This window comes from Arthrobacter sp. NPDC058288 (assembly GCF_042880995.1).
Taxonomy (GTDB): domain Bacteria; phylum Actinomycetota; class Actinomycetes; order Actinomycetales; family Micrococcaceae; genus Arthrobacter.
Map to the genome: position 1 here is coordinate 1 of NZ_JBHVYH010000002.1, position 13,399 is coordinate 13,399.

14 protein-coding genes are annotated in these 13,399 nt (G+C 65.8%); 9 read left to right on the forward strand and 5 right to left on the reverse strand.

Annotated features, from left to right (window positions below):
* The first annotated feature begins 186 nt into the window (after positions 1 to 186).
* The 5 genes from ACFVWT_RS08740 to ACFVWT_RS08760 all read left to right on the forward strand — a co-directional run bounded on the left by ACFVWT_RS08740 (position 187) and on the right by ACFVWT_RS08760 (position 6,108).
* Positions 187 to 1,134, forward strand: a complete 948-nt coding sequence (locus tag ACFVWT_RS08740; protein WP_390247159.1) for an L-lactate dehydrogenase — start codon at positions 187 to 189, stop codon at positions 1,132 to 1,134.
* Positions 1,135 to 1,282: 148 nt separating this feature from the next.
* On the forward strand, positions 1,283 to 2,599 hold the full coding sequence (locus ACFVWT_RS08745) for an ATP-binding protein (protein WP_209741953.1): 1,317 nt from the start codon (positions 1,283 to 1,285) through the stop codon (positions 2,597 to 2,599).
* 17 nt (positions 2,600 to 2,616) lie between these two features.
* The gene (locus ACFVWT_RS08750; protein ID WP_390247161.1) at positions 2,617 to 3,246 is read left to right on the forward strand and encodes a hypothetical protein; all 630 of its coding nucleotides are present in this window, start codon (positions 2,617 to 2,619) and stop codon (positions 3,244 to 3,246) included.
* Positions 3,247 to 3,249: 3 nt separating this feature from the next.
* Complete coding sequence (locus ACFVWT_RS08755) at positions 3,250 to 4,515, forward strand: low temperature requirement protein A (RefSeq protein WP_390247163.1); 1,266 nt, start codon at positions 3,250 to 3,252, stop codon at positions 4,513 to 4,515.
* A gap of 81 nt (positions 4,516 to 4,596) precedes the next feature.
* Positions 4,597 to 6,108, forward strand: coding sequence for a carboxylesterase/lipase family protein (locus ACFVWT_RS08760; protein WP_390247165.1), 1,512 nt, complete (start codon positions 4,597 to 4,599; stop codon positions 6,106 to 6,108).
* Here ACFVWT_RS08760 and ACFVWT_RS08765 read toward each other — a convergent pair.
* Positions 6,105 to 6,710, reverse strand: a complete 606-nt coding sequence (locus ACFVWT_RS08765; protein ID WP_390247167.1) for a phosphohydrolase — start codon at positions 6,708 to 6,710, stop codon at positions 6,105 to 6,107. The genes ACFVWT_RS08760 and ACFVWT_RS08765 overlap by 4 nt on opposite strands.
* A 9-nt stretch (positions 6,711 to 6,719) precedes the next feature.
* Entirely contained in the window at positions 6,720 to 7,616 is an 897-nt protein-coding gene (gene gluQRS, locus ACFVWT_RS08770) for a tRNA glutamyl-Q(34) synthetase GluQRS (RefSeq protein ID WP_390247169.1), read from the reverse strand.
* A 377-nt stretch (positions 7,617 to 7,993) separates the two neighbouring features.
* Here gluQRS and ACFVWT_RS08775 point away from each other — a divergent pair, with 377 nt between their 5' ends.
* From ACFVWT_RS08775 to ACFVWT_RS08785, 3 genes are all read left to right on the forward strand, one after another.
* The gene (locus ACFVWT_RS08775) at positions 7,994 to 8,452 is read left to right on the forward strand and encodes an Lrp/AsnC family transcriptional regulator (RefSeq protein ID WP_390247833.1); all 459 of its coding nucleotides are present in this window, start codon (positions 7,994 to 7,996) and stop codon (positions 8,450 to 8,452) included.
* Between the two features lie 86 nt (positions 8,453 to 8,538).
* The gene (locus ACFVWT_RS08780) at positions 8,539 to 10,029 is read left to right on the forward strand and encodes a WXG100 family type VII secretion target (RefSeq protein ID WP_390247171.1); all 1,491 of its coding nucleotides are present in this window, start codon (positions 8,539 to 8,541) and stop codon (positions 10,027 to 10,029) included.
* A gap of 140 nt (positions 10,030 to 10,169) precedes the next feature.
* Positions 10,170 to 10,682 carry a hypothetical protein gene (locus ACFVWT_RS08785; protein ID WP_390247173.1) on the forward strand — a complete coding sequence of 171 codons (513 nt, stop codon included), beginning with the start codon at positions 10,170 to 10,172 and terminating at the stop codon, positions 10,680 to 10,682.
* A gap of 15 nt (positions 10,683 to 10,697) precedes the next feature.
* Here ACFVWT_RS08785 and ACFVWT_RS08790 read toward each other — a convergent pair whose 3' ends face one another.
* Positions 10,698 to 11,153, reverse strand: coding sequence for an Lrp/AsnC family transcriptional regulator (locus ACFVWT_RS08790; RefSeq protein WP_390247175.1), 456 nt, complete (start codon positions 11,151 to 11,153; stop codon positions 10,698 to 10,700).
* Positions 11,154 to 11,257: 104 nt separating this feature from the next.
* On the opposite strand from ACFVWT_RS08790, the gene ACFVWT_RS08795 reads away from it, so the two are divergent.
* Positions 11,258 to 11,953 (forward strand): LysE family translocator, encoded by a 696-nt coding sequence (locus ACFVWT_RS08795; protein WP_390247177.1) that lies wholly within the window; start codon positions 11,258 to 11,260, stop codon positions 11,951 to 11,953.
* 17 nt (positions 11,954 to 11,970) lie between these two features.
* On the opposite strand, the gene ACFVWT_RS08800 is transcribed toward ACFVWT_RS08795, so the two are convergent.
* Together ACFVWT_RS08800 and ACFVWT_RS08805 are read right to left on the reverse strand one after the other, a co-directional pair.
* On the reverse strand, positions 11,971 to 12,330 hold the full coding sequence (locus ACFVWT_RS08800; protein WP_390247179.1) for a YybH family protein: 360 nt from the start codon (positions 12,328 to 12,330) through the stop codon (positions 11,971 to 11,973).
* Between the two features lie 91 nt (positions 12,331 to 12,421).
* A complete protein-coding gene (locus ACFVWT_RS08805) occupies positions 12,422 to 13,387 on the reverse strand; it encodes a hypothetical protein (RefSeq protein ID WP_390247181.1) in 966 nt (321 codons plus the stop codon).
* Between the last annotated feature and the right edge of the window lie 12 nt (positions 13,388 to 13,399).

A 13,399-nucleotide genomic window follows, 5' to 3' on the forward strand; every position in this document is an offset into this window, starting at 1 on the left:
GGACACTTGCGGCCCTGAAATCCTCGGATTCAAGGGCCGCAAGTGTCCGTTCGCGCTTTGGTGCGGGGCCGCAAGTGTCCGTTCGCGCTGATGTGTGGATGCGGCTGAATCGGTAGCATGAAGCCATTGCGGGCAGTTGCACCATCAGCGGGTCCCGGCACTCCGGGACCGGGGAAGAGGTAGCTCATGTCAGGATCCAAACTTGCCGTGGTGGGCGCCGGGAGCGTGGGCACCTCGCTGGCCTATGCAGCCCTGATCCGCGGTTCGGCCAGCAACATCGCGTTGTTCGACGTCAATGCCCTCAAAGCAGAGGCCGAGGTCCTGGACCTCGCCCACGGCACCCAGTTCGCCGCGGCGGCCGCCTCGGTCAGCGGTGGTGGCGACATCGCGGTGACGGAAGGTGCCGACGTCGTGGTGATCACTGCCGGCGCGAAACAGGCGCCGGGCCAGACTCGCCTGGACCTGGCCGGAACGAACGTCGGCATCCTCGAACAGCTCATGCCGCAACTCCTTCAGCACGCCCCCGACGCGGTCTATGTCCTGGTCACCAACCCCTGCGACGTGCTTACGGTCGCGGCGCAAAAGATCTCGGGGCTGCCGCCGGAGCGCGTGTTCTCCTCCGGCACGGTGCTGGACACTTCGCGGCTGCGCTGGCTGCTGGCCCGCCGTGCGGGGGTCTCCGTGGCCAGCGTCCATGCCATCATGGTGGGCGAACACGGCGACACGGAATTTCCGGTGTGGTCCGGCGCCACCATCGGCCCCGTCCCGATCCTCGACTGGGAAGCGGACGGCGAACGCATCTTCACCCCGGAATACCTTGCCGAAACTGCCCGGGAGGTGACGCAGGCCGCCTACAAGGTCATCGCCGGCAAGGGTGCAACCAACTACGCCATCGGCCTCTCCGGCGCGCGGATCGTGGAAGCCCTGCTCCGGGACGAGAACGCCGTACTCCCCGTGTCCACCGTGCTGGACGGCCCTTACGGAATCTCCGGCGTGGCATTGTCCCTTCCCAGTATCGTGGGGCGCGGCGGCGTGCACCGCGTCCTTCACACGCCCATGGACGACGGCGAACTGGCGGCCCTGCAGCACTCCGCCGACACGCTGCGCAACACGATGGGAACGCTGGGAATCTAAGGTCCGCCATGCTCCTTTGAGTCTGTGGCGCGGCCGCCCCGGCGGCGTAATGCAACGCCGCCGCAACCCCGGGCGGGGTTAGGTTCGCATATGCTCAGCGGAGAAGTTCACGCTGGCTCAACGACGAACCACCACAGGAGAAACGCTCATGACCACCTGGCGGATCAGGGATTTCCATTCGGCCGATCTTGACGGCATCCTGCACCTCTGGGAGTCGCTCAAGGCCAGCAATGTGGAGCCCGTCTACGCGCTCTCCGAGGTCCTGGCCTCCTGCGAAAAGGACCACGCCGTGGTGGCGGTGCAGGGCGATATGGTGGTGGGCGCCGCCGTGGGACGCGCCGCGCACGACCAGGGCTGGATCGTCTTCCTGGCCACCCTCCCCGAATACCGCGGCCGCGGGATCGGCACCTCGCTACTGGCCGCCGTCGAGAACCGGATGGCCCCGCACGGGCTGAACAAACTGTCCGCGCTGATGCCGGAGTCCGAAACCCGGGTGGAGGCCTTCCTGAGCCGCGGCTTCGTGCTCAAAAAGAACCTGCGCTACTTCGAGCGCACCATCCCCGTGCAGCGCCAGGAGCTCGAGCCCCTGGGCCTGCTCGGCGGCCGCATCCTTGCCCGCGACCTCTGGGAAAACGTGGCCGGCATGCGCAACGAGAAGGAACTGCTGGAACGCAGGCTGGTGCTCCCCCTGGCCGAGGCGGACCTGGCGGACGAATTCGGCGTAGTGCCGCCGCGCGCCGTCGTGCTCTTTGGCCCTCCCGGCACCGGCAAGACCACGTTTGCGAAGGCGATCGCGTCCCGGCTCGAATGGCCCTTCGTGGAGGTATTCCCCTCCCGGCTCGCGGCCGATCCGAAGGGCCTCGCCGGCGCCCTCCGCGAAACCTTCCTGGAAATCGCCGAACTGGAACATGCCGTGGTGTTCATCGACGAGGTGGAAGAGATCGCGTCCCAGCGGTCCGGCGAACCGCCGTCTCCTCTGCAGGGCGTCACCAATGAGCTCCTGAAAATCATCCCGGCCTTCCGCGAACAGCCCGGGCGCCTGCTGGTGTGCGCTACCAACTTCATCCGCGCCCTGGACACCGCCTTCCTCCGCCACGGCCGGTTTGACTACGTCATCCCCATCGGCCTCCCCGACCGCCAGGCCCGCGAGGCCATGTGGCAGCGCTTCATCCCGGCCACCGTTGTGGACGACGTGGACGTTGAGCTGCTGGTGGACCGCACCGAGGGCTTCTCCCCCGCGGACATTGAGTACGCGGCCCGGAGTGCCTCCCAGCGGGCGCTGGAAAAGGCAGTGTACGACGACGGCGGGCTGGCTTCCGGTGGCGACGTATCCGTCCGCGACGCGGTCCGGAAGGGCCCCGCGACGCAGGACTACCTCGACGCTATTGCGGACACCCGCACCACGGTGAGCAAGGAGGTCCACCAGGACTTCCTTGAGGACATCGACTCACTGGGCCGGGTGTAAGTTCCCACGCGCGTTCTATGATGATCCTGTTCCTCACTGTTGTCAGCGGCGTCGCCTGGACGGCGGTGTACGTTGAGGCAATCCGGATCGGATTCCGGGACAGGACCTACGCCATCCCGGCAGCAGCCCTGGCGCTGAACTTCGCTTGGGAGGCCATTTACGCCTCGCGTTCCGTGGCGACAGTGCTTTCCGTCCAGGGCGTCATCAACATTGTGTGGGCGCTGGCGGACGTCGCCATCCTGTACACGTTCGTGAGGTTCGGCCGGGCCGAGCTTCCCGCCTGGGTGACGCGGAAGCTCTTCCTCGGCTGGGCGCTGCTCCTGGGAGTCACCGCCTTTGCCGTTCAGCTGCTGTTCGTGGTGGAGTTCGGCTGGGACCAGGCCTCCCGCTATGCGGCCTTCCTGCAGAACCTGCTGATGTCCGGGCTTTTCATCGCGATGTTCGTGGCCCGCGGCGGCCCGCGGGGTCAATCGATGCTGATCGCCGTTGGGAAGTGGATTGGCACCCTGGCACCTACGGTCGTGTTCGGCTGGTTCGGGAACTCACCGCTCATCCTGGGCCTCGGCGCCCTCTGCAGCGTCTTCGACCTCGCCTACATCTGGCTTGTGCTTCGAGCGCGAAAGTCCGCTCCCGGCGGTAATCTTTGACCCATGTCTTCCAACCCCCTCCGGCATGCCATGGCCCGCATGGGCGGCCGCGACCCGCATGAGCGGCACCGGGCAGCCACTCCGCTGGAGCTATTTTTCGACCTTACCTTCGTGATTGCGTTCGGAGTGGCCGGAAGCCAGTTCGCCCACGAGATCGCGGGGGCCCACTTCGGTGCCGGGCTGCTGGGGTTCACGTTCACGATGTTTGCCGTGATCTGGGCATGGATCAACTTCACCTGGTTCGCCAGCGCGTACGACACGGATGACTGGGTTTTCCGAGTGGTCACCATGATCCAGCTGCTTGGTGTCCTCATTCTGGCCATGGGGATCGAGCCACTGTTCCACTCGCTGGTGGAGGGCGACCATGTGGACAACGCCGTCATTGTCGGCGGCTACGTGATTATGCGCCTTGCCCTCGTCTTCCAGTGGCTGCGGGCGGCCCGGCAGGACCCGGCCCGCCGCCAGACCTGCCTGCGCTACGCAACATATTTGGGAGTGGTGCAGCTCGGCTGGGTTGCGGTGCTCCTCATCCAGGCGGACGTGCCGACCACCATCATGATGACCGTTCCCCTCTACGTGCTGGAAATGGCAACGCCGTACGTGGCCGAACGCTCCATGCGGACCCCGTGGCACGCCCACCACATCGCAGAACGCTACGGACTGCTGGCCATCATCGCCCTCGGTGAATGCCTGATCGGTGCCATCGAAACGCTCCGCGCCATCGTGGCAAACCATGGCTGGAGCGTCGACGCCGCCCTGGTGGGTTTCGGAGGCACGGCGTTGGCCTTCGCCATGTGGTGGATCTACTTCATCCTGCCCGCCGGCCGGGCCCTCCATCTTCAACGGCACCGCTCATTCTTCTTCGGCTACGGCCACATCCCCATCTTCGCTGCCATCGCCGCAACCGGCGCCGGACTGCACGTTGCGGCCTACTACATCGACCAGGAGGCGCACATCAGCGCCGCCGTGGCTGTGGCCAGCATCGCGGTCCCCGTGGCGCTGTTCAAACTTTCCCTGACATGGCTGTACAGCGTGATGATATGCGTGGACCGCATGGTCATTGCCGTTGCGGCGGGCGTCCTCGCGGCACTGGCGGGCAGCGTGGGGCTCGCCGCTGCCGGGGTCGCCATGCCCATCTGCTTGCTGGTGATCGTGCTGGCACTGGGCGTTTCGATCGTTATTGACGAGAAGCGCGGCACCCACAAGATGGCTGCAGCTCTGGAACGGATGGAGCGGGAAGTCCCGACGGGTTCGACCACCAAGGGGTGACCTTCGGCCCTTCAGCAGCACTACGGCGTGCTGCCAAGGTATCCCTATGGCCGGAAATCCTCGACCCGTGAGGTGCTAGGCATGGACACTGTAGTTAAGGGCACGCATGGCCGGGTGCGCGGCAGCATTGCCGACGGCGTGCACCGCTTCCTGGGCATTCCGTTCGCGGCGTCGACGGCGGGCATCAACCGCCTTCGACCGCCGCAGCCGCTTCAGCCGTGGAGCGGCGTCCGGGACGCAACCATGTACGGTGCAGCCCCCTTCCAGCCGGCTCCTCCGGAAAGTGCGGGTACGGAGTGGGACACAGCCCTGGCTGGCGAAGACTGCCTGAACCTCAATATCTGGACACCTGACCCGGGCAGCCGCGGCCTGCCGGTTATGGTCTGGATCCAGGGCGGCGCCTTCGAAATCAGCTCGACGGCGGCGTACAACGGCACGAACTTCGCCAGGGACGGCGTCGTTTGTGTGGTCATCAACTGGCGCGTCGGCGCCGACGGGTTCCTGGACCTTGGGGACGGGCAGGCCAACATCGGCCTCCTCGACCAGGTGGCGGCCCTGGAGTGGGTCCGCGACAACATTGCAGCCTTCGGCGGTGATCCCGCCAACGTCACCGTGTTCGGCCAGTCGGCCGGCGCCATGAGCATCGGAGTCCTCCTCTCAATGCCCCGCGCCGACGGGCTCTTCCGTCGGGCCATCCTGCAGAGCGGCGCCGCCCACCATGCCATTCCCACCGAAACCGCCCAAAGAATTGGCGGATTCCTTGCCGACAAGCTCGCGGTTCCGCAGACCCGGGAGGCGATGGCGGCGGTCCCCGTTCAGCGATTCCTCGCGGCGCAGGCGGAGATGAAGGCGGACCTGGTGGCGCGTCCGGACCCGGCACGCTGGGGACCCGAGGTGGTGGCCAGCTCGATGCTCTGGCAACCGTCAATCGACGGCGACATCATTCCCCGCAGCCCCATCGAACGGATCGCTGCCGGCGCAGGCTCCACAGTGGACGTCATGGTCGGCAGCAATACCGAAGACTGGAAGCTGTTCCTGGCCATTACCGGGGTAATTGCCAAGGTCACGGAGCGGGACCTGGCGGAGTCCAGGAGCGTGGACGGCTTCCCGCCAATTGGCGTGTACGGGCTATCCGCCGAGACGGCCCTCCGCGAGTACCGGTCCCACTTTCCGGGCAGTTCTCCGGGCGAGCTGCTTGCCGCTGTGGAAACCGACTGGTGGGTGCGGATTCCTGCACTCCGCCTGGCGGATGCCCACGCGAAGGCAGCGTCTGCGACGTCGGCGCGGACGTACATGTACGAATTTGGGTGGGCCGCCCCCGGCCTCGGCGCAGTCCACGCAGTGGAAGTACCTTTCGTTTTCGACAACCTGGACACGAATTCCAGGCTCTTCGGACCGCTGCTTGGAACAAACCCGCCGCAGGAACTGGCTGATACCATGCACGGCGCGTGGGTTTCCTTCGCCTCTTCAGGCGATCCAGGCTGGCCCGGCTACGATCTCGAGCGCCGCACCACCATGCTGTTCAATGCCGGTTCGGAAGTCGTTTACGACCCCCGGCCGTGGGAACGGGCCCTCTGGGAGGGCGTCCGCTAGGAATCGTAGGAGAGGTTCTCGTAGTCGGTGTCGTCCGCCTCGTCCAGGCGGTCGTCCAGTTCTTCCAGCAACCAGGGGTTGACGCGGGCCAGGATCAACCGGATTTCTTCAACCGGCACAGCGCCATAAAGCACCGGCCGGGCGTCGTCATAGCGGGTGACTGGCGGCTTGTCCGGCCACTTTTCTGCCAGCGCCTTGACTCGCTCGGGAAGTGAGTTGTGGGCGTTGTCGGCGATTTTGACCAAGGTGGCGTCATGGTCCTCGGCAATGAAGCGGATGCCGGCCTGGTAGTCATCCGGGTTGTCATGCAACCGTTTGGTGACACGCTCAATGATGCCGACGGCGCGTTCGGAAACGCCCATGTCCAGCAGAGCCTGCCGGGTGATGGGTGTGTCCTCGGCAATGTCATGCAAGTAGCCGGCGATCCGGATGTCGTCGTCGAAATCCGCCAGGGCGTCGCCGACGGCGAGAACATGTTCGCGGTACGGCCGCTTGAGCTTGTCCTTCTGGCGGTTGTGGGCAACTTCGGCGAGGACCTTGGCCGTCTCAACAGTGAATCGTGGCTGGGGGACGTTTGAGTCCGTGGTTCCTGTTTCTGGCATGGTTCCAGCCTACGCGCCTACGCCCGGCACGCCGGGCCACACCCACGGCTCCAGCGGCAGCGCCGAGGGATCAAAGTGCGCAAGGGAAAGCTGCAGTGGGCCGGCCGGGAGCCCCAGCGATTCCAGGATGATGTCCCGGACCCGTGCGGCATCCATCCCGGCTTCGGCCAGATCGGCCAGGGTCACGGCGCCGTCGCGCTTGGCCAGCCGGACGCCGTCGGAATTCACCACCAGCGGCACATGGACATATTCCGGAACGGGAATATGCAGCAGCGAGGCAAGGTAGGCCTGCCGGGGCGTGGAGGGCAGCAGGTCGTCCCCGCGGACCACCTGGTCGATCCCCTGCGCTGCGTCATCCACCACCACCGCCAGGTTGTAGGCAGTCACCCCGTCATTCCGGCGGATCACGAAGTCGTCCACCACTCCCGTGTAGGTGCCGTGCAACCGGTCTTCCACCGTCCAGTCGGTCACAGTCGAGCGAAGCCGGATGGCAGCGGGCCGAATGGTCCTCTTGAACTCGCGTTCCGCCGGATCCAGGTTCCGGCACGTCCCAGGGTACGCACCCTGCGGGGCATGTGGCGCGGACGGCGCTTCCTGGATTTCGCGCCGGGTGCAGAAGCATTCATAAGTCAGGCCGGCGGCAGCGAGACCGCCGATCGCTTCCGCATAGAGCGGCTCGCGTTCCGTTTGGCGCACGACGCCGTCGTCCCAGGTCACGCCGATGGCCGCCAGATCGCGGAGCTGTTCCGCCTCTGCACCCGCACGGGCCCGGTCCAGGTCCTCCACGCGCATCAGGAACCGCCGGCCGGTGGAGCGGGCGAACAGCCAGGCCAGGATCGCCGTCCGGAGGTTTCCCACGTGGAGTTCGCCGGAAGGGCTCGGAGCGAAGCGGCCGGCTGATGTCATGGCACCAGCCTAATCCGGACAACACAAGAGCCCCTCAACTACCGAACACCCCGGGTGATCCGGAGTCGGTGGCTCAGGGGCTCTTGCCGTGCCGGGCCCGGGAGCGAGGCTCCGGACCCGTCGCACTGCTGGCGGAATAAAAATTGCGGAAAGACTATGCGTGAACAAGCGTCAATCAGCGGCGGCGTCCTTGCGGGAAGCCTTGTCCAGGGACCGGGTGGTGTGCCGGGGCTCCTGTAGCCTGCGGGATCCGGCGGTAGCCTGCGTCCCTTGTTGCCACCATTTCAACAGAAGTCCTACAGTAGGTGCAACGAGCTGGTGCTTCTTTGATCAATCTGATCAATCACTGAGCGGATGGTAGGCAGGAAGTGGTCAGATTGCAGGAACTCGATCCAACCGACCGGCGGATCCTTGCAGCGCTGGACGACGATCCCCGCGTGCCCATCATGGTGCTGGCACAAAAGCTGGGACTGGCGCGCGGAACTGTACAGTCGCGCCTGGAGCGGATGACGGGGTCGGGCGCCCTCCGTCCCAACAGCAGCCGCGTGCTGCCTTCAGCGCTCGGCCGCGGCGTGGCGGCAGCGGTGAGCGCCGAACTTGACCAGAGCCACTTGAACGAGGCCATCGCCGCACTACGCAAGATCCCCGAGGTCCTGGAATGCCACGCGCCGGCCGGCGACACGGATCTCCTCATCCGCGTGGTGGCCAGGAGCCCGGACGATCTCTACCGGGTGTCCGAGGAAATCCGGCTGTGCCCCGGCATCGTCCGCACCTCCACAAGCATGTTCCTGCGCGAGGTCATCCCGTACCGAACCACCGGGCTATTGGACGCCTGACGCCGGATCCGCCACGGGGACTCCTCCCCATCGCCTCGTCCCGCCGGAGCCGTTAGGCTTGCCGTGGACTTGAACCAGGGGGAAAAGTGGCGGGGAACTTCTACGGTGCGGACGTCGCACAGCTACGCCAGCTCGCGAAGGATCTGGCGAAAGGTGCAAGCCGGCTGGAGCAGCTGGGGCAACAGTTGGGCGGCTCCATCGCATCCAGCCCTTGGAAGGGCAACGACGGCGACCGTTTCCGCAGCGACTGGAACGGCTCACACGCTAAGACACTCAGGGCTGCGGCGGCGGGCATCCACAGCGCTTCCAAAGCCCTGCTGCAAAACGCCGACCAGCAGGACCGGGCCAGCACCGCTTCAGCAGGTGGCAGCGCGGGCGGGCCCGGCGCCGGCGGCAATTCCCCGACGGACGGCGCGGCACAGGAACTGACCGCCAAGCTCAACGGCATGACGCCCGACGAACGTGATGCCTACCTGAACAGTGACGATTTCAAGAACTGGGCGCTGGCCAACCCTGACGCTGCAAAGGCCGCCCTCGACGCGGCTGCCGACTCCGGGCTGATTAACAAGAATTCGCCGGAGTATTCGGACTTCCTCACTGGCTATTGGAACCAGCAGGCCATGCGGGACATGGGCATCGACCCCGCCGACTGGGATACCTCCAAGGGCACGGAGTACAACTGGGAGACCATCAGGAAGGTCTACGATTTCTACGGCCAGGCGTACCTGTCCAACCCGGACCTGCAGTGGGCGGGCATGGCCAACATGATCGGCCCGTCATTTGCGGGCGGGTTCAAGGACATGGCCATGATGCGGGACCTCGCCCGGCAGATCGTGGACAACCCGGCGTCGGACATTCCGCTGCCCATGCTGGATCAGATCGAGCAGCTTGCAGGCATGACTGACCAGGAGATCAAGTTCTATGAGACCAGCATGCTGGACATGAACAAGGAAATCTTCCTTGACCAGGCCCGGCAGCACCAGGCCTATATGACTGGCGGACTGGACGAAATCAATCGGCTCCGGGACTCGGGTGCCATCGATCCGGAGACCGCCCGGGCGTGGGCACAGATCGATTCCGGCGAACCAGCCCGGGTGCAAGAAGGCAACACCGCACTCTTGTACCGCGAGCAAAACGAGATCATCGCCGACGACTACAACACCATGCGCAGCCACGCCGGCGGGGAGGCAGTGACGTACATGGTCACCTTGGCCGGCGAACCGTCCATCCCGGGCGCGAAAAGCTACCCCGAGGTGTTCCCCTACAAGTTCAGCGTGGAAAGCCCCGGCCCGGAGAACGTGCCATTCACCAATTGGGACAATCCCGCCCAGTTCCGCACGGACTTCACCACGGGCTTTCCGGACGGCAATATCGCCAACGCCGACCAGCGCTGGGCCCTCATCCAGCAGGACACGCTGCCTGCCTACCAGAACCTCTTGGCCACCGACCCCGCGCGTGCCCAGCAGATCATCGGCTCCGATTTCAACGACCGCGTGGACCAGTACCGCCCCACCAGCAACATTCCGGGCATCATGGACCGCTTCGTCTCAGGCTTCGACGCAGAGGTGCATCAGTGATGCCCGCGCCGCCGGCTGTGCGCCCGCGCCTTAGGCGGCAGGCCGCCGCTCTTATTGCCCTGGCCGGCTGCCTCGCCCTCACCGGCTGCCAGATCAGCAGCCCCAACGCTACCCAACCGACGCCCCAAGGGAGCAGCACCATGAGCACCTCTGAATATTCCACCCTCGATGCCGCCGGTGTGGAACAGATAAGGGCCACCAGGACCGCGCGGCTGGACATGAGTTCGGGCTCCCTGAGGAAGGCGGACGTCCGGGTTTCCGAGCAGAGCTACGGCCCGGAAATCAACACCCGCGACTCAGGCAAGATCGCGCTGACGATCGCCGCACCTAGCGGCGAGATCACTGGCGAAACGGACCGGCTCCGCTTCAAAACCACCGCCGACAACCCGGCTTTCAGCGAAGTGACGTACTTCCTCACAGCGGACTCGGCCGGGGCGTTCGCCGACCTGATCCGCGACGGCGTGGAGCGCTATGGAATCGACAGCGCTTCCGCAGAACGGTGGATTGCCTCCATGGAAGCGGACCCCGCCAAGAAAAGCGACTTCTCCATCACTCCGGGAACGTCCACCGGGCTGGAGGTCAACTACGATCTCCGGTACGACGGCGCCAAGGACACCCAAGTGATCATCGTCCATGTCAGCCCGGCTGCCTGACTGGAGGGTTCACGCCTAGACCGGCGGGCCGGCGTTCGACTTCAGGTTCTTCATCACCAGCGTTGACGTCAGCCGCTCCACGCCGGGCAATGAGGTGAGCTCGGCGTCGTAGAAGCGCTGGTAGGCGGGCAGATCCTCCGCGATCACCTTCAGGAGGTAGTCCGGCGAGCCGAACAGCCGCTGCGCCTCCACAATGTTGGGATTGTCCGCCACCCGGTTCTCGAAGATCTCCATGGTGGGCCGGTCCACCTGCCGCAGCGTCACGAAAACGATCGCCTCAAACCCGAGCCCGACGGCGGCCGGGTCGATGTCCGCGCGGTAGCCCCGGATCACCCCTGCCGACTCCAGGTCGCGCAGCCGCCGGTGGCACGGCGCCACCGTCAGACCCACCTTTGCGGCAAGAGCAGTGGCAGTCATCCGGCCATCCTCTTTGAGGTGGCGCAAGATATTTCTGTCAATATGGTCAATCACGCAATTATCTTACCGAGTAGCGGCAATTCCTGAGTAAATCAGGGAGCACTTGTGGCGGCGTTTTCCCTAGAGTTTCTCCTATCAGCACATCGTAGGAGGCCGCCGTGAATCCCCAGTTATTCCTCGCATTCCTGGTGGTTGCCGGCGCCCTGGCCTGCACCCCGGGCGTGGACTGGGCCTACTCCATCGCGGCGGGCCTGAAACAGCGAAGCTTCGTGCCCGCGGTGGCCGGGCTCTGCGGCGGCTACGTCCTGCACACGGCGCTGATGGTGGCCGGACTGGCCGCCCTGCTTGCGGGCCTCCCGGGCGTCCTCGGCTGGCTGACCGTGGCAGGAGCCGCGTATCTGCTGTGGCTGGGTTTCGGCACCATCCGGTCATGGCGCGGCGCCACCTTCGGCGCCGGTGAGGCTTCCCCCGAAAGTACGACGGCGGGAGGCCCGGCGGGCACCGCCGCGGCGCCGGCCGAGTTCAACCAGTTCCGCACCTTCCTCCAGGGCGTGGGCACTAGCGGGATTAATCCCAAGGGGCTGCTGTTCTTCGTGGCGCTGGTTCCCCAGTTCGTCAGCCCGGAGGCGTCCCTGCCCGTTCCGGTGCAGTCCGCGCTGCTGGGCCTGACATTCGTCCTGCTGGTGGCCGTTGTGTACACCTGCGTGGCGCTGCTGTCCCGGAAGCTGCTGCACTCGCGGCCCGGGGCCGCCCGGCGGGTGACCCTTGCCAGCGGGATCATCATGGTGGCGCTGGGGGCGGTGCTGCTGTCAGAGCAACTGATTCCCCTGGCAGTCCGGATCGCCTGGCTTTAGCATCCGCCAACGCCGGGCTAGACCTTGCGTTCCATGAACCATTCCGTGAAGGCGGAAGCGCGTCCGTCCGGGCCGAGCCGGACCACCCACAGGTTCTCGTAGCTGGGACGGTCACCCAGGTAGTTTGTGCGGCCTTGAACGAAATGCAGGTCGCCGTCCGAGCCCAGTGGCGACCACTCGAAGGTCCATTCGTCGGGCTCGTCCGCAGCGGTCAGCCACCGTTCCACGATCTGCTCGTGCCCGCGCCACGCATCCGGGTCGTGGGGCCGGGTGGCGTACACGGCATCCTCGGTGAAGAGCGCGCGGATGTCCTCCGGCTTATTGGTGGTCCACGCCGTGATGTACTTATCCATCCACTGCCTGATTGCATCGCCCATTGGTCCGTTGTACCGCGGCCGGCCATTGCCCACAAGGGCCCGGCTGCCAACGCCCCCTGCTGAGCGGGGAGATCAATACCGACCCTCCGGATCATTCCCGGTCCAGCTGTTTCCATTCCTGTTCCCAGAGCCTGCGCTCCTCAACGTCCTTGCGGATGACTTCAAAGGTTTCCAGTTCGGCGGGCTTTCCACGCAGCCAGTCCCGGGGGTTGAGTGATTTCCGGCCGTTGTCCAGCAGCAGAAGGGCGCGGTCCGTGAGGGCATCGTTACGCAGCGCAAGATGGGTCTTCCGCCGCCGCAGGACCTCCTTCAGGGCGGATTGGGCTGAAGCGTGGGCCCCGAGCCGCCGCAACGACCGGGCGCGGACCAGCAGCAGCGCAGCCGAGAGATCATCGGAATTGAGCAGCCCTTCAGTCCAGACCACCACTTCCTTGTCCCGTCCCAAGGCGTGCGCCAGCGAACAGCGGGCCAGTGCGGCCGGCAGCGACGGAGGCAGCGAGGAAACGGTTTGCAGCGCCGCCTCAAGGTGGCCCGTTTCGCGCAGCGAGTGCGAAAGTGCCAGGAATACGGCTTCCTCGCTGAACAGCACCGGAACGTCGATGCGTTCGGCAACTTCAACCCGGGTGACCACGCGCGTCAGGTAGCCGGACGCGAACTGGTTGGCGTCGTCGTCGTTCCTGGTGGTGAGGCCCCGCTGCAGCAGTTCGGAGGCGCGCAGGTATCCGCCCTGTATATAGGCCAGCAGCCCGGCCATGACGTAGCACAGGCCGGCCCAGCCGGGATAGGCGCGGCCGGCGGCGATCAGCCGGTTGGGGTCGGTGTTGTGGAAGACCGCGTCATAGACGGTCTTGGCGGCCTTCCCCGGGAGCCGCTTCATCCGGGGGACGGGCCCATCGACGCTGAGGAGGGCGCCGTTCCGGCCGCCCAGGGCGCTGTGCAGGATCCCGCCCACGCCGTCGGCGATGTCACGCACCGGCGTGCGGACCTGGGCGTCGCCGAACGGGGTGAGGTCGCGGTTGTCGCGATAGATCGGTCCTGAGGTCTGTCCGGCGCTCATTCTTCCATGCTA